The following is a 16964-nucleotide window of genomic DNA, read 5'->3' as shown; positions in this document are numbered from 1 at the left end:
GCGGGAGGCTAATAACCGGGAGATGTCTGATTTGCTCCTGTAAAATCAAAATGCAGCGGTGCAAATCACTTATACTGCCCACATTCTGATTAATCGACGTCACGCCTCCAGCATGTATATTTCGACACGCATTAAGGTTGTAATCCATCTCTGTGCTTTTCTCGTTGTGCTGTATAGCCTGACGATGCTGCCGCCTATGCTTCTGGCGCTGGTGGAAAAGGAGCGCAGTCTGTTTGCGTTTCTGTCTACGTTCGCCATTATCTTTCCGACCGGGCTTGTCGGTTGGGCGTTGACGCGCCAGTCGAAAATACAGCTTGAAACGCGGGATGGTTTTATCATTATCGTCCTGTTTTGGTTGTTGTTTTCCGTTATCAGCGCGATGCCGCTGTGGCTGGATGACTCACTGAATATTTCGTTGGCTGACGCCATGTTTGAAGGCGTGTCGGGGATAACGACGACCGGTGCGTCGATTTTCAATGACGTGACGCATCTTCCGCGCTCAATCCTCTATTATCGCTCGCAGCTCAATTTCATTGGCGGTTTGGGTGTTATTGTTCTTGCCGTGGCGGTGCTGCCACTGCTGGGCATTGGGGGCATGAAGCTGTATCAGTCGGAAATGCCTGGCCCGTTCAAAGAAGAGCGGTTGACCCCACGACTGGCAGACACGTCTAAAAGCCTGTGGTTTACCTACATGCTGCTTGGGATGACTTGTACGCTGGCGTTTTACCTCGCCGGAATGCCCTTTTTTGATGCGCTGTGTCACGGGCTTTCTACCGTTTCGCTGGGTGGTTTTTCCACGCAAAGCGAGAGTATCGGGTATTACAACAGTTATGTGATTGAGCTGGTGGCGGGGGGCTTTTCCCTGCTGTCGGCGGTCAACTTTACGCTCTATTTTGTGGCACTTTCACGCCGTAGCCTGAAACCGTTTCGTCGTAACAGCGAACTGCGCTTTTTCCTTTGCGTGGTGGCTGTCGTGGTGGCGATCATCACGTTTGAAGTGTGGCGCGCAGGCATGTACGCCTTACCTGCGTCGTTTGTTCATTCGTTCTTCCTCGTCAGCTCAATGATCACCGATAACGGCCTGGCGACAGCCGATTATGCCTCGTGGCCCACGCACGTGGTCGTGCTGCTCTTATCCGCCAGTTTCTTCGGCGGCTGCGTAGGTTCCACTTGTGGCGGCATAAAGGCGCTGCGTTTTTTGATTCTTTTTCGCCAAAGCCGACACGAAGTCCACCAGTTGGCACATCCTCGCGCCATCATGAGCGTGCGTGTTGGTAATACGGTGATTAACGACAGGGTGATGCGTTCCGTCTGGAGCTTCTTCTTCCTGTACATCTTCTCAACCTGCGGTTTTATTTGGGCGCTGAACCTGCTGGGCTATGATTTGCTCACCTCATTTGCCTCCGTCGCGGCTTGTATTAATAATATGGGTTTAGGGTTTGGCGCGACGGCAGCAGGGTTTGGTCCGCTCAACGATGCGGCCAAATATCTGCTTTGTGGGGCTATGCTATTAGGGCGTCTGGAGATTTATCCGGTGCTGATCCTCTTGTCGAGAACATTCTGGCGCAGTTAAGCTATTCCCACAATTGATGAGTGGAGGCGAGTGTGAATATCAGTGACGTGGCGAAAAGAACCGGTTTAACCAGTAAGGCAATTCGTTTCTACGAAGAGAAAGGCCTGGTGACGCCGCCGCTTCGCAGCGATAACGGCTACCGCAGCTACACGCAGAAACATCTCGATGAGTTGACGCTGCTGCGTCAGGCGCGCCAGGTGGGGTTTAATCTGGAAGAGTGCGGCGAGTTGGTCAATCTGTTCAACGATCCGGGCCGTCACAGCGCGGATGTCAAAGCGCGCACCTTACAGAAGGTCGCGGATATCGAAAGACACATTACGGAATTGCAGGGAATGCGTGAGCAACTGCTGACGCTGGCGGAGGCGTGTCCGGGTGATGACAGCGCCGATTGCCCGATTATTGATAATCTCTCCGGCTGCTGTCATCGTAAAATGTAGTTAGTGTGGGCGCACCTTCAGCGTGATCCCTTCTACCGCAACCACCTCCACGCGGCTACCCGCAGGAAGATCGTCATCGGCGGTCACCGGCCAGGAGCTGTCGCCCACTCGCATATGGCCGCGTCCGTTGCTGAGTGCGGTATCCAACGTGAACACTTTCCCGACTAATTGCTGACCACGTTGATTGAGCTGGCTGTCGGCACGTGGCTGCTGGCGAACGCGGTTGGACAACCAGCGCCACCACAGCCAGGCGGCGACGAGTGTCAGCCCGGCAAATATCACGCCTTGCCACTCCCAGCCAAACGGCAACAGCCACACCAGCAAACCGGTGACAATGGCCGCCACGCCGCTCCACAGCAAATAGCCATTACCGCCGAGCATTTCTGCCGCCAGCAGCACGCCGCCGAGGCTTAGCCAGAAAATGTGCGGATGGACGAGGAGGGCGTCAATCATGGTTTGGTCCGCTCGCTGGCGCTGTCTTTCACCAGTTCAGCGATCCCGGCAATGGAGCCCATCAGGCTGCTGGCATCCAGCGGCATCATCACCACTTTGCTGTTGTTCGCGGAACCAATCTGCTGCAGCGCATCGGTATATTTCTGTGCAATAAAGTAATTCACCGCCTGAATATCCCCGGCGGCAATCGCTTCGGACACCATTTGCGTCGCACGGGCTTCCGCTTCGGCAGAACGTTCACGCGCTTCGGCTTGCAGGAACGTGGACTGACGCTCACCTTCCGCTTTCAGGATCTTCGATTGTTTTTCACCTTCGGCTTTCACGATTTGGGCCTGGCGGATCCCTTCGGCTTCCAGAATATAGGCACGCTTAGTACGCTCGGCTTTCATCTGCGCATTCATCGCGTCGATAAGTTCTGCGGGTGGGCGCACATCGCGGATTTCGATACGGGTGATTTTAATGCCCCACGGATTGGTCGCTTCATCGACGATGTGCAACAGGCGAGTGTTGATATTGTCGCGCTGCGAGAGCATTTCATCCAGCTCCATCGAGCCAAGTACGGTACGGATGTTGGTCATCGTCAGGTTGATGATCGCCAGTTCAAGATTGCTAACTTCATACGCCGCTTTCGGCGCATCAATGACCTGAATAAAACAAACGGCATCGATGGAGACGTTGGCGTTATCTTTGGAGATAACTTCCTGAGAAGGGATATCGAGTACCTGCTCCATCATGTTAATTTTGCGGCCAACGCGGTCCATAAACGGCACCACCAGGCTCAGACCCGGTTGCAGGGTGTTGGTGTAACGCCCAAAACGCTCGACTGTCCATTGGTAACCCTGAGGAACGATCTTGACGCCAGCGCCGACAATCACCAGCGCCACGAAGATCAAGACGGGGATAAAAATAAGCATTTAAAACCTCCTGTTTTTGCTAAAGAGCCGACTACCTTCGTCAGCCTGATAACGGAAAGTATAACTTTTTATCCTTCTCAGCGCGAAGGCTGGAGGCAGACTATTAATGTGTAATGAGCATGAAAAAATGGGAAAAAAATGAAGGAATTAATACGAGCCAGTATGCAGGGCTTTAAGCCTGATAAATGAGGATGAAATATGAGGGTGCACAATGAAAAAAGCCGGGTCAATTGACCCGGCTTAGCTTTGTAGCTTTGTAGGCCTGCTAAGCGCAGCGCCAGCGGGCACTGAATTTAGTAAAGCAGAGAGTAAAGCAGGCGACGGTATTTCGATGCCAGCGCATCGCCAGTGCCCAATGCTGCAAGGATTTCCTGCAACATCTTGCGCGCCTGACCGTCTGCCGCGCCTAAATCTTTTCTCAGGTGGCTGAACAGCAGTTCCAGCGCTTCTTCATTGCGCCCAACCTGATGCAGCTGCAACGCCAATTGAGAGGCCAGTGCCGCGTCTTCCGGCTGTTCGGCCACTTGCTGTTGCAGCTGCTGAATTTCAGGCGTGTCAGCGGCCTGTTTCAGCAATTCAATCTGTGCCACCAGCCCCTGATAACGGGTGTCCTGATCCTGCATCGGCACGGTTTTCAGCGTGGCTTCTGCATCTTCTGAACGGTTCAGTGCAATCTGCGTTTCCGCCAGCAGCAGGCCAATCTGGCTGTCCTGATTCGACATCTGCCACGCATCTTTCAGCAACGGCAGCGCGTCGGCATAGTTGCCTTCCTGCATCAACTGCATTGCCTGTTGGGCTTTCAGTTCTTCTTCACGCGGCAGCACTTTGTCGAGCAGCGCGCGGATAGCGTCTTCCGGCTGCGGGCCCTGGAAACCATCTACCGGTTGACCGTTCTGGAACAAATACACCGTTGGAATGGCGCGCAGGCCGAACTGGGAGGCGATAGCCTGCTCGGCGTCGCAGTCGAGTTTTGCCAGGATGAACTGACCGTTGTACTGGTTAGCGAGGCTTTCCAGTACCGGGGTCAATTGTTCGCAATGTTGGCTGCGCGGCGACCAAAAGTAGAACAGCACCGGCAACGTGGCCGACTGTTCCAGCGTTTGATGCAGGTTAGCTTCGTTAATATCAATAATATTCTGTACGGACATGGAGTGGCTCTCTTTTGTCTCTGTTTTCTTTTACATGGGGGCAGAGCCTGTTGCTTCAACTCAACCCTGCAAAATTTTATCCATCATCCGGCCGGGCAACAGGCGCTTAAGCAGCATAACGGCGTGTGTCACCAACGTCACCGGATAGCGCATTTTGGGCTTATCGCTGGTGAAAGCATGGCGCACTTTTGCCACTACCGCCTCTGGCCCGAGGGTAAAACGCGCGGCAATGCCGGGGTTTTCCACCGGTTTATCGCTCTGGGTCTGGTTAACGTTTTCAGTAAAACGGGTGCGGATCGGGCCGGGCTCAATCAGGCTGACTTTAATGCCGCTGTGGCGCAACTCCATCCGCAGCGCGTCGGACCAGGCTTCCAGTGCATATTTGCTGGCGGCATACGCCCCACGGCCCGGCGTGGAAATCAGGCCCATTACTGAAGACGTCATCACAATGCGGCCTTCGCCGTGCGGCTCCATCGCCGGAAGCAGGCGCATCGTGAGCTGGTGTGCGCCAAAGAAATTGGCGGAAAACTGTTGCTCTAATTGTGCGCGGCTTAGGGTATTGAGTGGGCCATACACGCCGTAGCCGGCATTGTTGAAAATGCCGTACAGGCGATTACCGGTTAGAGCGATAATTTCATCGGCGGCGCTGTCCACGCTCTGCGGTGAATCTAAATCGAGCGTAATTCCCGTCAGGCCGATCTCTGCCATGCGGGCCACGTCTTCCGGTTTACGGCAGGCGGCCAGCACGCGAAAGCCCTGACGTTTCAGTTCAAGCGCGCTTTCCAGACCAATTCCGCTGGAACATCCTGTTATTAAGACCGTTTTTTGCATAACTTTACCTGAAGACAACTCCGCCTATTCAGGAGTCGTGTTTAACTAAGGGAGCCAGGCGTGTCGCCATCCAGTCGGCGATAAACGGCTGGGCATCACGATTGGGGTGTATGCCATCGTCCTGCATCCATTGCGGTTTCAGATAGACCTCTTCCATGAAAAACGGCAGCAGAGGAATATCGAACTCTTTGGCAAGCTGCGGATACATCGCGCTAAAGGCTTCATTATACCGACGACCATAGTTTGCGGGCAGACGAATTTGCATCAGCAGCGGTTTGGCGTTAGCCGCTTTGACCTGATCGAGGATCGTGCGCAAGGTTTGCTCAGTTTGCTGCGGCTGAAACCCGCGCAAGCCGTCGTTACCACCGAGTTCGACCAGCACCCAGCGCGGCTGGTGTTGTTTGAGCAGCGCAGGCAGGCGCGCCAGCCCCTGTTGGGAGGTGTCGCCGCTGATACTGGCGTTGACAACCTCGGTCTTTGGCTGCCACTTTTCATTCAGGAGCGCGGGCCACGCGGCGTTCGCCGCCATGCGATACCCGGCGCTCAGACTGTCACCCAGAATTAACAGCGTGTCGGCAAACGCGGCGCGGCAGGTTAACAGCAATAACAACAGGAACGGCAGATGCCAGCGGAAAACATACTTGAAGTTCATCATCTTAAGAAATCCGTCGGTCAGGGGGAGCAAGAGCTTTCCATCCTTACCGGAGTTGAGCTGCTTGTCAAACGGGGGGAGACGCTGGCGCTGATTGGCGAGTCCGGCTCCGGCAAATCGACGCTGCTGGCGATCCTCGCTGGGCTGGATGACGGCAGCAGCGGGGAAGTGAAACTTATCGGTCAACCGTTGCACAAGATGGATGAAGAAGCGCGCGCTGCGTTGCGCGCTCGCCATGTGGGCTTCGTGTTTCAATCTTTCATGCTGATCCCGACGCTCAACGCGCTGGAAAACGTCGAACTTCCGGCGCTGCTGCGCGGTGAAAGCGACAGCCAGGGGCGCAGTCATGCGAAAGCGCTGCTGGAGCAACTCGGGCTTGGCAAGCGCCTGCATCACCTCCCGGCGCAGCTTTCCGGCGGGGAACAGCAGCGGGTTGCGCTGGCTCGTGCGTTTAACGGGCGGCCTGATTTGCTGTTCGCCGATGAACCGACCGGTAATCTTGACCGACAAACGGGGGATCGCATTGCCGATTTGCTGTTTTCTCTGAACCGTGAGCACGGCACCACGCTGGTATTGGTCACGCACGATCCGGAACTGGCGGCGCGCTGCGACCGACGTCTGCGGCTGGTAAATGGTGAACTGCGGGAGGAAGCATGATTGTCCGTTGGTTCTGGCGTGAATGGCGTTCGCCTTCGCTGCTGATTGTCTGGCTGGCGCTGAGCCTGGCGGTGGCCTGCGTGCTGGCGCTTGGCAATATCAGCGACCGCATGGATAAAGGTCTCAGCCAGCAGAGCCGCGAATTTATGGCGGGAGACAGAACGTTGCGTACCGCACGAGCAGTACCTGAAGAATGGCTGAACAAGGCGCGTGAATTGGGGCTGAAAGTGGGTGAACAGATTAACTTCGCCACCATGACTTTTGCCGGGGACACGCCACAGTTGGCGAGCGTTAAAGCGGTGGATGACGTTTATCCGATGTACGGTGAACTGGAAACGGACCCGCCGGGCCTCAAACCGCAGGCGGGTAGCGTGCTGCTTGCCCCTCGGCTGATGGCGCTGCTGAATCTGAAAGTGGGCGACAACATTGACGTGGGCGATGCCACGTTACGCATTGCAGGCACTGTGGTGCAGGAACCTGATTCCGGCTTCAATCCCTTCCAGATGGCTCCGCGCCTGATGATGAACGTGGCGGACGTCGCCAAAACCGGGGCGGTGCAGCCGGGCAGTCGCGTCAGTTGGCGTTATAAGTTTGGTGGTACGTCGCAACAAATTCATGCCTACGAGAAATGGCTGTTGCCGCAGTTAAAACCCGATCAGCGCTGGATTGGTCTTGAACAGGATGAAGGCGCGCTCGGCAAATCACTTGAACGTTCGCAACAGTTCTTACTGCTGTCTGCTTTGCTGACGCTACTGCTGGCGGTGGCTGCCGTCGCAGTGGCGATGGGCCATTATTGCCGCAGCCGTTACGATCTGGTGGCGATCCTGAAAACTCTCGGGGCCGGGCGCGCGCAGTTGCGCAAGCTGATCCTCGGACAGTGGGCGATGCTGTTGCTGTTGTCGTTGATTACCGGTGGGGTGATGGGTCTGCTGTTTGAAAAAATCCTGATGGTGCTGCTCAAACCGGTGCTGCCGGTTGCGCTACCCGCCGCCAGTTTGTGGCCGTGGCTGTGGGCTATCGGCGCAATGGTAGTGATTTCGCTCTTAGTAGGAATGCGTCCGTGGCGCTTGTTGCTGGCAACTCAACCACTGCGGGTGTTACGCCGCGATGCGGTGGCGGACGTCTGGCCGCTGAAATTTTATATCCCGGCGATTACCGTGATTGTCGTTGTCTTGCTGGCGTGGCTGATGGGCGGCTCGATGCTGCTGTGGTCGGTGCTGGCGGGAGCCGTGGTATTGGCGGTGCTGTGCGGGATTGTCGGCTGGCTGCTGCTGAAAGTGCTTAAACGTATCACCCTGAAATCACTGGCGTTGCGTCTGGCGGTGAGTCGTTTGTTGCGCCAGCCATGGTCCACGCTCAGTCAGTTGGCGGCATTTTCACTCTCGTTTATGTTGCTGGCGTTATTGCTGGTACTGCGTGGCGATCTGCTGGATCGCTGGCAACAACAACTGCCGCCAGAAAGCCCGAACTATTTCCTGATCAACATCGCGCCGGAACAGGTCGGGCCGGTGAAAGAGTTCCTTGCCGATCATCAGGTGATCCCGTCGACGTTTTACCCTATCGTCCGTGCGCGACTGACGGAAATTAACGGTCAGAATACCGAAGGCAATAAAGACGAAGCGCTGAACCGCGAGCTAAATTTGACCTGGCAAAATCAGACGCTGGAGCACAATTCAGTGACCGCCGGAAGCTGGCCGCCAAAAGCGGGAGAGGTGTCGATCGAAGAAGGGCTGGCGAAACGGCTAAAGGTTGGCGTCGGCGATAGCGTGACGTTCACGGGGGATACCCAGGCGTTCAGCGCCAAAATCACCAGTTTGCGCAAAGTCGATTGGGAAAGTTTGCGGCCCAACTTCTTCTTCATCTTCCCGAGTGGCGCGCTGGAGGGGCAGCCGCAAAGCTGGCTCACCAGTTTCCGCTGGGATAAGGGAAATGCGCTGCTGACGCAGCTGAACCGGGAGTTTCCGACGGTCAGCCTGCTGGATATCGGCGCGATCCTCAAACAGGTCGGGCAGGTGCTGGAGCAGGTCAGTCGGGCGCTGGAGGTGATGGTGGTGCTGGTTACCGTCTGTGGCGTGCTGCTGCTATTGGCACAGGTGCAGGTCGGCATGCGTCAGCGCCATCAGGAGTTGGTGGTCTGGCGCACGCTGGGGGCCGGAAAATCACTGCTGCGTACCACGCTGTGGGCAGAATTCGCGCTGCTGGGGCTGGTGTCTGGCCTGGTGGCGGCGATAGGCGCAGAGACTGCGCTGGCCGTCTTGCAGACGAAAGTGTTTGATTTCCCGTGGGAGCCAGACTGGCGGCTGTGGGTCACGTTGCCACTCTGCGGCGGTATATTACTTTCGTTATGCGGCGGCTGGTTAGGGCTTCGCCTGTTAAAAGGCAAAGCATTATTCCGCCAATTCAGCGTGTAGTTTATTTCCGTCATTAATTAAAGCCGGCCGACGTGCCGGTTTTTTATTATAAGAGCACGGAAAGATAAGTGACATTGTTTAACCGCACATTTCATTAAAAACGCGACAACACGCCCGGATTAATAAAAGTTAATATCTGTTAAGTAAATGCGCGTTCATTTATTTGTCAGGCAATTTATTACCGGAATATAACATGAAAATAACAAAAAATGCACTGGCGCTGGCCGTCGGTGCCGCAGTGGCAATCAGCTCCATGGCCGCTCAGGCCGAGATAACCTTACTTAAACAAGACCCGCAGGCAGGCGATCCGCTTAGCCGTCTGAACTTTACCGTTGGCGGCAGTATCCGTCCTCAGTTTAATATGATGAGCGGGGATGGGGATAAAGGCTCATATAAGCGTAATGGTTTTGATGGCGGCACGCGTTTTCGTTTCGCAGCCGACTATTATCTGTTCGATGATATTAGCTGGATAAGCTATTACGAACTCGGGGTGAATATTCCGGCACTGTTTGACTGGGATAATCATTATGCCGAAGGGGCCAATAATACCCAGCGCCGTATGCTGTATACCGGGTTGAAAAGTGATACCTGGGGTACGTTGACCTTTGGTCAGCAGAACAGTGTTTATTACGACGTCGTGGGTGCGAAAACCGATATCTGGGATTACGACATGGTGGGTCAGGCGCCGGGTAACGGGATTAATGGCGACTATGACGGTTCTTATCGTTCACGCAAGATGCTGAAATATAAGAAAGCTATGGGGGATGTTGACCTGTATGCTTCTTACCTGTTCAACGATGGTGAATATCTGCCGGGCAATGGCCTGCGTTATAAGCGCAAAGGCGGCGGCTCAATTGGCGCGGATTACCACATCACCGACGATTTAACCTGGGGCACCGCGTGGAACTACACCCGCGCCGAAATGCGTAACCCGGATAACAATGACAGCAAAACCTACGATCAGAATATTTTGGGTACGGCATTGAGCTACACCCCGGACAACTGGACGTTCTCATTCGGTGGCGGCTGGTATCAGAACTTCATGACCACCAAAAAAGTGTCTGTTAACGACTACTTTGCGGGCGATGCGTGGGGGATTGAATACTTTGCGGGCTATAAAATCCCGGTGGGTCAGTATGCGCTCAAATCTGTTCAGCCCTACGTAATGGGTGACCGCATTGAGTACATCAATGGTCGCAATTACCAGCGTATTGATAACGGCGTTGGGGTGAGCTTCCAACTGGATTACGGCTTCCGCGTGGATTACGAACATGTGTTCACATCCAGCACGGACGATCTCGGCGATATGAATCTGGTGCGCCTGCGCTACGATTTCTGATGTGAATCAGTGCGCCCGGCGGTACGGCTCCGCCGGGCAGAAAATCTTAATCCGCAAGCCAGGCAGCCACTTCCTGATAATTCCCGCGAAACACAATTTTGTCGGCTTTTTTGCCAAGCTGATAGCGGTACATCGGATCGTAATATTCAATCAGCAAAGGCTCGAGCCAGCGGAAATGCGGCTCTGTGCTGCCGCTACGTTGCTGCTCTGACAGCGCTTCATCCAGTTTTGCCGACAGTTCAGCGAAGCGCTGTAAACCCAGACGGCGGCGAATCGCAAATAGCCCTTGATGCAGATAATGGCTGAATTCCTGCCAGCCTTCTTCCTCACCAAACGCCTGTAAAAAATCATGATGCATGCGGGTGAAATACTCTTCGCGCAGCCTTTCCAGGCGCGTTGCAAACGGATCTTCCACCACTGCAATCATTGATTGCGCCATCCTGTCGCGCAGGCATTCCGGCAAATGGTTCGCGCCAATCATGTGGCCTTCATCTTCCAGTATCCAGCGTGACGCCTCTTTCTGTAATAACGCAACAGCCAGCGCATTTTCAAAACTCGCCTGAGAAAGTTGTGGCTGGAGCGTGCGTCCAAACGATGATCCGCGATGATGGGCAAGCCCTTCCAGATCGACGCCGGATGTCAGCGCTTGTACCAGCTGTGTTTTGCCGTTGCCGGTGCAGCCGCCGACCAGCACGATAGGACGTTGAACGAGTTCAGACGTGGCGGTGATTGCTGCCTGGCGCAATGATTTGTAGCCGCCGACAATCAGCGGAACATCAACTCCGGCTTCGTGAAGCCACTGCTGTGTGATATGTGAACGCTGGCCGCCCCGCGCGCAGCAAAGATACGCATCGGTGTGAACGCCAATCGCTTCACGCCAGGCATCAGTACGACTCTGACGTTTTTCCCCTGCAACCAGAGCATGTCCGAGTTTCAGCGCCGCATCGGCTCCGTGACGTTTGTAGCAGGTGCCGACCGCCGCACGTTCTTCATCGTCCATTAACGGCAGATTGAGGGCCGCAGGCATTGCCCCTTGCTGGAATTCAACCGGAGCGCGAACGTCAATGATGGGCGTTCCGGCGCGCAGAATGGCGCGGAAATCCGTCCCATTAGTCATGGGGAAATCCTTTTTGAAAAATATGGGGGGATTCTACGCGCGAGAGGGTGGGCCGGGGAAGATGAAGATCATTCTCCGGCCCGAAAGGTTAATTCAGTTTGGATTGCGCCCAGGTAATGCCGCTGGTGTATTCCGGTGGCAATAGGGGAGCGAGGGCTTCAAGCGTGGCGCTCAAACGCCCGGTGTCACTGTCATTGAGATTCAGATGGCCGACTTTGCGGCCTTCGCGGACCTCTTTGTGATACCAGTGCAGATGAACGAGCGGCAGCTTCAGCCAGTCGTAGTTCAGCGCAGTGCCAATCAGATTCACCATCACCGACGGGCTGTTCACCACTGGCGGCGGCAGTGGCAGATGGGTGATAGCGCGCAGGTGCAGCTCAAACTGGCTGATGGAGGCACCGTTTTGCGTCCAGTGTCCGCTGTTATGCACGCGCGGAGCCAGCTCGTTAATCAGCAGCCCTGCAGGCGTAATGAAACATTCCATCGCCATCACGCCGACATAATTTAGCTCGTTCATGATGGCACTCAGCATGCTTTCTGCCTGCGCCTGCTGTTGAGCATTGGCCTGTGGGAAGGCGACGCTCACGCGCAGAATGCCTTCCTGATGCAGGTTGTGGGTCAACGGATAGAAAACGGTTGAACCGTCGTGGGCGCGAGCGCCAACCAGTGACACTTCACCACTGAAATTAATGCCCTGCTCAACGATGCATTCGCCGTAGCAGTCGTCCGGTAATTCATGGGTTTCACCGCTGCGTAAGCGCCACTGTCCGCGACCATCGTAGCCACCCGTACGGCGCTTGACGATCGCCAACTCGCCAAGACGGTCAAACACCCCAGTCCATTCCGCTTTATCCGCCAGCAATTGCCACGGCGCGGTAGCCAGGCCGAGCTTATCGAAGAGCTGTTTTTGCGTCAGGCGGTCGGCGATGATCGGGAACACATCACGGTTTACAAAAGCGGGATGACGCGCCAGTTCACGGGTTAACGCAGTTTCCGGCCAGCGTTCAATTTCTGCGGTGATAACGCTTTGTTGAAACGGAACGGCTTGCGGATCTGCTTCAAGGCCAACCGGCCAGACGTCGATGCCTAAAGGCTCACCGGCCTGACGCAACATGCGACCTAACTGACCATTGCCAAGGACGCAAACCTGCTTCATGCCTCACCCCGCGGGTCCGGATTATCCAGCACTTCGTCGGTTTGAGCTTTACGCCATTCGACCAGGCGCTTATGCAGGTCTGCATCGTGAGTCGCCAAAATTTGTGCAGCAAGCAGTGCCGCATTTGCCGCGCCAGCTTTACCAATCGCCAGAGTTCCCACCGGAATACCGCGTGGCATCTGGACGATAGAGTAGAGGCTGTCCACACCGCTCAGGGCGGCGCTCTGTACAGGAACGCCGAGCACCGGCACCAGCGTTTTCGCGGCAATCATGCCTGGCAGATGTGCTGCACCGCCCGCGCCCGCGATAATCACCTGATAGCCGTTGTCTTCCGCCGTTTCGGCAAAGCTGAACAGTTTGTCCGGCGTGCGGTGAGCAGAAACCACTTCCACATGATGGGGAACGTTCAGGATATCGAGGATTTCGGCGGCAAACTGCATGGTAGCCCAGTCGCTTTTGGACCCCATCACGATGGCGACACGCGCCGGATTGTTGCGGGAAGACATGTGTCTTAAAACTCCTGTGGGTGTGGAACACACTGCTTTGAAGGCCAAAGAGAATAGCATGGAAAAACGGCAAGGAAAACGGTTGCGCGGCAAGCTGGACGGCAATTTTAACGGTTTTTTATCGGATGATGGGTGACGGGTTGAGCGTGTCGACAGACGGTTCGGGTTGGCGAAGTGAAGCCGTGAAGCGTGTAAATCTGCCCCGTTATCGGCAAAATTACGGTAAAGTCACGGCAGAATTCACTTGTTAGACAATACCGACTGCGGCGCCGATGCAGGCGTTTCACCGCAGCACAGCATGACCATGAGGAGAGAGTATGCTGACCATTCTTCGTACCCCGGAGGGGAAAAAGTTTCTGACCGCCGTCGCTATCGTTTTTATCGTCGCGGTATCGGTAGTGACGAAAGTGACATTTCAGGGGGTTGAAGATCAGTACAACCTGCCGATGGAAAGCTGGAGCGTTGGCATGTACTTCATTCAGGGAGCATGGGCCGCTATTTACAGCATCATGTTCACCATCATTGGCTCACTGCCGTTTGGTTTTTATTTCCTCGGACCGAAAGACGATCGCGGTTAACACCGAAAGATCAGAACGGGAAGGGGATAAGTTCGACGCTATCGGTGGTCACTTTGACCATCGATCCTTCGGTGTGCCATGCGCCTAACACCACGCGAAATGCGGGCTTGTCGTTGGCGATAAGCTCGTGAACGGCCGGACGATGGGTATGCCCGTGGATCAGCCACTGAACGTGGTGTTTCTCCATCATGTTGACGACGGCCTGCGGATTCACATCCATGATGTTCATCGACTTATGACTGTTGGCAGATTTACTGCCATCACGCATTTTTGCCGCGACACGACGGCGAACAAACAGGGGCAGGGCGAGGAATAATTTTTGCAGCCACGGTTGATGTACCTTGGCGCGAAATGCCTGGTATCCAGCATCATCTGTGCAAAGCGTGTCGCCGTGCAGGATCAACACCGGGCGACCGTATAACTCAAGGCGTTGCTCTTCCGGCAGCAAAATCATGCCGCTTTCGCGCGCAAAGCGCTTTCCGAGCAGGAAATCGCGGTTACCGTGGATGAAATAACAGGGCACGCCTGAATCAACCAGCGCTTTGATTTCTTTTGCGATTTCACGGTGTAACGGTTCGGGGGCGTCGTCGCCAATCCAGGCTTCAAACAGATCGCCAAGAATATACAACGCATCCGCGTGACGGGCTTCACCGCGCAAAAAATACAGAAAACCGGCGGTGATCGCCGGTTCTTCTGTTTGCAGATGCAAATCTGCAATAAAGAGTGTCGCCACGAATTACTCGCTGACGGTCACGCTTGTCACGAGAACGTCTTCTTTAGGAACGTCCTGGTGCATGCCGCTACGGCCAGTCGCGACAGCTTTGATTTTATCAACTACATCCATGCCTTCAGCCACTTCTGCAAATACGCAGTAGCCCCAACCTTGCAGGTTTTCGCCGGAGAAGTTCAGGAAGTCGTTATCAACAACGTTGATGAAGAACTGCGCAGTCGCTGAGTGTGGCGCCTGGGTACGGGCCATTGCCAGAGTACCGCGGGTGTTTTTCAGGCCGTTGTTGGCTTCGTTCTTAATCTGATCTTTGGTCTCTTTCTGATTCATGCCCGGCTCAAAGCCGCCGCCCTGAATCATAAAGCCATTAATTACACGGTGGAAAATGGTGTTGTCGTAAAAACCTTCGCGGCAATATTCCAGGAAGTTTTTGACTGTTTCAGGCGCTTTATCATCAAAAGTTTTGATAACGATATCGCCGTGATTAGTGTGGAAAGTAACCATTTTTGCATCCTGTTCCGATATTGTGGTGCGGATACCCGCTGACGGGTCACGTATAGGGGGTTGTTATAGCATAACCGCCGGGTTCGATCACCTTGCATTGCGTGCTGCTTCCGGATTGAATTACGGGTAGAATATCCGCTTTAAGATCACACACGTTTACATGGAATCTTCAATGTTAAAAATCTTTAATACACTGACGCGCCAAAAAGAGGAATTCAAACCTATTCATGCCGGACAGGTCGGCATGTACGTGTGTGGTATCACCGTTTACGATCTCTGTCATATTGGCCATGGTCGCACTTTTGTGGCCTTTGACGTGGTTTTTCGTTACCTGCGTTTTCTTGGCTATCAATTGAAGTACGTGCGTAACATCACCGATATCGACGACAAAATCATCAAGCGCGCTAATGAAAATGGCGAGGATTTTGTGGCGTTGGTCGATCGTATGATCGCCGAGATGCATAAAGATTTTGATGCGCTCAATATTTTGCGTCCGGACAACGAGCCGCGCGCGACGCACCACATCCATGAAATTATTGAGATTACCGAGCGTCTGATCGAGCGCGGTCACGCTTACGTGGCGGGTAACGGCGACGTGATGTTCTCCGTGCCAAGCGATCCGAACTACGGTCTGTTGTCGCGTCAGGATTTGGATCAGCTCCAGGCAGGCGCACGCGTCGACGTGGTAGACGTCAAACGTAACCCGATGGACTTCGTGCTGTGGAAAATGTCCAAAGCGGGCGAGCCAAGCTGGCCGTCTCCATGGGGCGAAGGGCGTCCTGGCTGGCATATCGAATGTTCGGCGATGAACTGCAAACAACTCGGCTCCCATTTCGACATTCACGGTGGCGGTTCAGATCTGATGTTCCCGCATCACGAGAATGAGATTGCACAGTCCACCTGTGCGCACGACGGCGAATACGTCAACACCTGGATGCACTCCGGCATGGTGATGGTTGACCGTGAGAAAATGTCCAAATCGCTGGGTAACTTCTTCACCGTGCGCGACGTGCTGAAATATTACGACGCCGAAACCGTGCGCTATTTCCTGATGTCCGGCCATTACCGCAGTCAGTTGAACTACAGCGAAGACAACCTCAAGCAGGCGCGCTCTGCGCTTGAGCGTCTATACACTGCATTGCGTGGCACCGATGCAACCGTTGAAGCGGCGGGCGGCGAAGCCTTTGAAGCGCGTTTCCGTGAAGCGATGGACGACGATTTCAACACTCCGGAAGCCTATTCCGTGCTGTTCGACATGGCGCGCGAAGTGAACCGCCTGAAAGGGGAAGATGTTGGCGCGGCGAACGCGATGGCCTCTCATCTGCGTAAGCTTTCCGGCGTGCTGGGTCTGCTGGCGCAGGATCCTGAAGTCTTCCTGCAAGGTGGCGCACAGGCAGACGACGGCGAAGTCGCGGAAATAGAAGCATTGATCAAACAGCGTCTGGATGCGCGTCAGTCAAAAGACTGGGCAGCAGCCGATGCGGCGCGTGACCGTCTGAATGAGATGGGCATCGTGCTGGAAGATGGCGCACAAGGCACCACCTGGCGTCGCAAGTAAACGCCTTTTGCCCTCTTCGTTCTGGGGAGGGTTTTCCTTATCCTTCAAGATTTGGGTTTTTAATTTATTCCCCCTTTTTATCCGCTCATTACGTCCTTCTTTAACCTGAACTGATCTCAGTTTTGACTCAGAATGGCCTCAGTTGATTCTTGGTCCTCCATCACATCGCACAACAGTATCATTTTTTGTAATTTCTTTCTTATTCATTGATTTTATTGAACTTAAATATAATTGGTGGGATTTATATATTTGCTATAATTATGTTTTACTGTTTGTTATTCATTGGCTTTATTGACGGTCTAAAATTGGACTCTGCTGGGATTTCGTTATTATATTATTCGTGAGATGATGGGTGGATGTGATGTTTCTGAAAAAAATTACCTTTATTTTTATCTGCTGATAA

Annotated in this window: 17 protein-coding genes; 7 read left to right on the top strand and 10 right to left on the bottom strand. The window is 54.3% G+C overall.

The window, feature by feature from the left end:
- The first annotated feature begins 112 nt into the window (after window positions 1–112).
- Both VH187_RS16890 and cueR read left to right on the top strand, forming a co-directional pair.
- Window positions 113–1573, top strand: coding sequence for a TrkH family potassium uptake protein (locus tag VH187_RS16890; RefSeq protein WP_329702619.1), 1461 nt, complete (start codon window positions 113–115; stop codon window positions 1571–1573).
- A gap of 32 nt (window positions 1574–1605) precedes the next feature.
- The gene (cueR, locus tag VH187_RS16885; protein ID WP_329702618.1) at window positions 1606–2010 is read left to right on the top strand and encodes a Cu(I)-responsive transcriptional regulator; all 405 of its coding nucleotides are present in this window, start codon (window positions 1606–1608) and stop codon (window positions 2008–2010) included.
- Here the strand turns inward: cueR and VH187_RS16880 are convergent, their stop codons facing one another.
- From VH187_RS16880 to tesA, 5 genes are all read right to left on the bottom strand, one after another.
- Window positions 2011–2463 carry an NfeD family protein gene (locus tag VH187_RS16880; RefSeq protein ID WP_329702617.1) on the bottom strand — a complete coding sequence of 151 codons (453 nt, stop codon included), beginning with the start codon at window positions 2461–2463 and terminating at the stop codon, window positions 2011–2013.
- On the bottom strand, window positions 2460–3377 hold the full coding sequence (locus VH187_RS16875) for an SPFH domain-containing protein (protein ID WP_329702616.1): 918 nt from the start codon (window positions 3375–3377) through the stop codon (window positions 2460–2462). Before VH187_RS16875 ends, VH187_RS16880 begins: the two co-directional genes overlap by 4 nt.
- A 293-nt stretch (window positions 3378–3670) precedes the next feature.
- A complete protein-coding gene (locus VH187_RS16870; protein ID WP_329702615.1) occupies window positions 3671–4525 on the bottom strand; it encodes a co-chaperone YbbN in 855 nt (284 codons plus the stop codon).
- A 60-nt stretch (window positions 4526–4585) separates the two neighbouring features.
- Entirely contained in the window at window positions 4586–5356 is a 771-nt protein-coding gene (locus tag VH187_RS16865; RefSeq protein WP_329702614.1) for an SDR family oxidoreductase, read from the bottom strand.
- Between the two features lie 28 nt (window positions 5357–5384).
- Window positions 5385–6011, bottom strand: a complete 627-nt coding sequence (gene tesA / locus VH187_RS16860) for a multifunctional acyl-CoA thioesterase I/protease I/lysophospholipase L1 (protein WP_329702613.1) — start codon at window positions 6009–6011, stop codon at window positions 5385–5387.
- Here tesA and ybbA point away from each other — a divergent pair.
- From ybbA to VH187_RS16845, 3 genes are all read left to right on the top strand, one after another.
- Entirely contained in the window at window positions 5979–6665 is a 687-nt protein-coding gene (gene ybbA, locus VH187_RS16855; protein WP_329702612.1) for a putative ABC transporter ATP-binding protein YbbA, read from the top strand. The two genes, tesA and ybbA, sit on opposite strands and share 33 nt — an antisense overlap.
- Complete coding sequence (gene ybbP, locus VH187_RS16850; RefSeq protein WP_329702611.1) at window positions 6662–9076, top strand: putative ABC transporter permease subunit YbbP; 2415 nt, start codon at window positions 6662–6664, stop codon at window positions 9074–9076. The genes ybbA and ybbP overlap by 4 nt, the downstream gene beginning before the upstream one ends.
- 193 nt (window positions 9077–9269) lie before the next feature.
- A complete protein-coding gene (locus VH187_RS16845) occupies window positions 9270–10415 on the top strand; it encodes a porin (RefSeq protein ID WP_329702610.1) in 1146 nt (381 codons plus the stop codon).
- 46 nt (window positions 10416–10461) lie between these two features.
- Here VH187_RS16845 and mnmH read toward each other — a convergent pair whose 3' ends face one another.
- From mnmH to purE, 3 genes are all read right to left on the bottom strand, one after another.
- The gene (gene mnmH, locus VH187_RS16840) at window positions 10462–11532 is read right to left on the bottom strand and encodes a tRNA 2-selenouridine(34) synthase MnmH (protein WP_329702609.1); all 1071 of its coding nucleotides are present in this window, start codon (window positions 11530–11532) and stop codon (window positions 10462–10464) included.
- A gap of 88 nt (window positions 11533–11620) precedes the next feature.
- Window positions 11621–12688, bottom strand: a complete 1068-nt coding sequence (gene purK, locus VH187_RS16835; RefSeq protein ID WP_329702608.1) for a 5-(carboxyamino)imidazole ribonucleotide synthase — start codon at window positions 12686–12688, stop codon at window positions 11621–11623.
- Window positions 12685–13194 (bottom strand): 5-(carboxyamino)imidazole ribonucleotide mutase, encoded by a 510-nt coding sequence (gene purE / locus VH187_RS16830; protein ID WP_329702607.1) that lies wholly within the window; start codon window positions 13192–13194, stop codon window positions 12685–12687. The genes purK and purE overlap by 4 nt, the downstream gene beginning before the upstream one ends.
- A 317-nt stretch (window positions 13195–13511) precedes the next feature.
- Between purE and VH187_RS16825 the strand changes: the two genes are divergently transcribed.
- Window positions 13512–13772, top strand: a complete 261-nt coding sequence (locus VH187_RS16825) for a DUF2534 family protein (protein WP_329702606.1) — start codon at window positions 13512–13514, stop codon at window positions 13770–13772.
- Window positions 13773–13782: 10 nt separating this feature from the next.
- Here VH187_RS16825 and lpxH read toward each other — a convergent pair whose 3' ends face one another.
- Together lpxH and ppiB are read right to left on the bottom strand one after the other, a co-directional pair.
- The gene (gene lpxH, locus VH187_RS16820; RefSeq protein WP_329702605.1) at window positions 13783–14505 is read right to left on the bottom strand and encodes a UDP-2,3-diacylglucosamine diphosphatase; all 723 of its coding nucleotides are present in this window, start codon (window positions 14503–14505) and stop codon (window positions 13783–13785) included.
- A 3-nt stretch (window positions 14506–14508) separates the two neighbouring features.
- Window positions 14509–15003 carry a peptidylprolyl isomerase B gene (gene ppiB / locus VH187_RS16815; protein WP_329702604.1) on the bottom strand — a complete coding sequence of 165 codons (495 nt, stop codon included), beginning with the start codon at window positions 15001–15003 and terminating at the stop codon, window positions 14509–14511.
- Between the two features lie 172 nt (window positions 15004–15175).
- Between ppiB and cysS the strand changes: the two genes are divergently transcribed.
- Complete coding sequence (gene cysS, locus VH187_RS16810; protein ID WP_329702603.1) at window positions 15176–16561, top strand: cysteine--tRNA ligase; 1386 nt, start codon at window positions 15176–15178, stop codon at window positions 16559–16561.
- Window positions 16562–16964: the final 403 nt, after the last annotated feature.

The organism is Scandinavium sp., assembly GCF_036271055.1.
Taxonomy (GTDB): Bacteria; Pseudomonadota; Gammaproteobacteria; order Enterobacterales; family Enterobacteriaceae; genus Scandinavium.
This window is presented reverse-complemented; position numbering and strand designations above follow the sequence as displayed.

Bases quoted from the DNA above. Each gene is read 5' to 3' on its own strand.
- VH187_RS16845 (WP_329702610.1), top strand. From the start codon at position 9,270: ATGAAAATAACAAAAAATGCACTGGCGCTGGCCGTCGGTGCCGCAGTG.
- ybbP (WP_329702611.1), top strand. From the start codon at position 6,662: ATGATTGTCCGTTGGTTCTGGCGTGAATGGCGTTCGCCTTCGCTGCTG.
- VH187_RS16890 (WP_329702619.1), top strand. From the start codon at position 113: ATGTATATTTCGACACGCATTAAGGTTGTAATCCATCTCTGTGCTTTT.
- tesA (WP_329702613.1), bottom strand. From the start codon at position 6,011: ATGATGAACTTCAAGTATGTTTTCCGCTGGCATCTGCCGTTCCTGTTG.
- VH187_RS16875 (WP_329702616.1), bottom strand. From the start codon at position 3,377: ATGCTTATTTTTATCCCCGTCTTGATCTTCGTGGCGCTGGTGATTGTC.
- cysS (WP_329702603.1), top strand. From the start codon at position 15,176: ATGTTAAAAATCTTTAATACACTGACGCGCCAAAAAGAGGAATTCAAA.
- mnmH (WP_329702609.1), bottom strand. From the start codon at position 11,532: ATGACTAATGGGACGGATTTCCGCGCCATTCTGCGCGCCGGAACGCCC.
- VH187_RS16865 (WP_329702614.1), bottom strand. From the start codon at position 5,356: ATGCAAAAAACGGTCTTAATAACAGGATGTTCCAGCGGAATTGGTCTG.
- VH187_RS16880 (WP_329702617.1), bottom strand. From the start codon at position 2,463: ATGATTGACGCCCTCCTCGTCCATCCGCACATTTTCTGGCTAAGCCTC.
- purE (WP_329702607.1), bottom strand. From the start codon at position 13,194: ATGTCTTCCCGCAACAATCCGGCGCGTGTCGCCATCGTGATGGGGTCC.
- VH187_RS16870 (WP_329702615.1), bottom strand. From the start codon at position 4,525: ATGTCCGTACAGAATATTATTGATATTAACGAAGCTAACCTGCATCAA.
- VH187_RS16825 (WP_329702606.1), top strand. From the start codon at position 13,512: ATGCTGACCATTCTTCGTACCCCGGAGGGGAAAAAGTTTCTGACCGCC.
- ybbA (WP_329702612.1), top strand. From the start codon at position 5,979: ATGCCAGCGGAAAACATACTTGAAGTTCATCATCTTAAGAAATCCGTC.
- purK (WP_329702608.1), bottom strand. From the start codon at position 12,688: ATGAAGCAGGTTTGCGTCCTTGGCAATGGTCAGTTAGGTCGCATGTTG.
- ppiB (WP_329702604.1), bottom strand. From the start codon at position 15,003: ATGGTTACTTTCCACACTAATCACGGCGATATCGTTATCAAAACTTTT.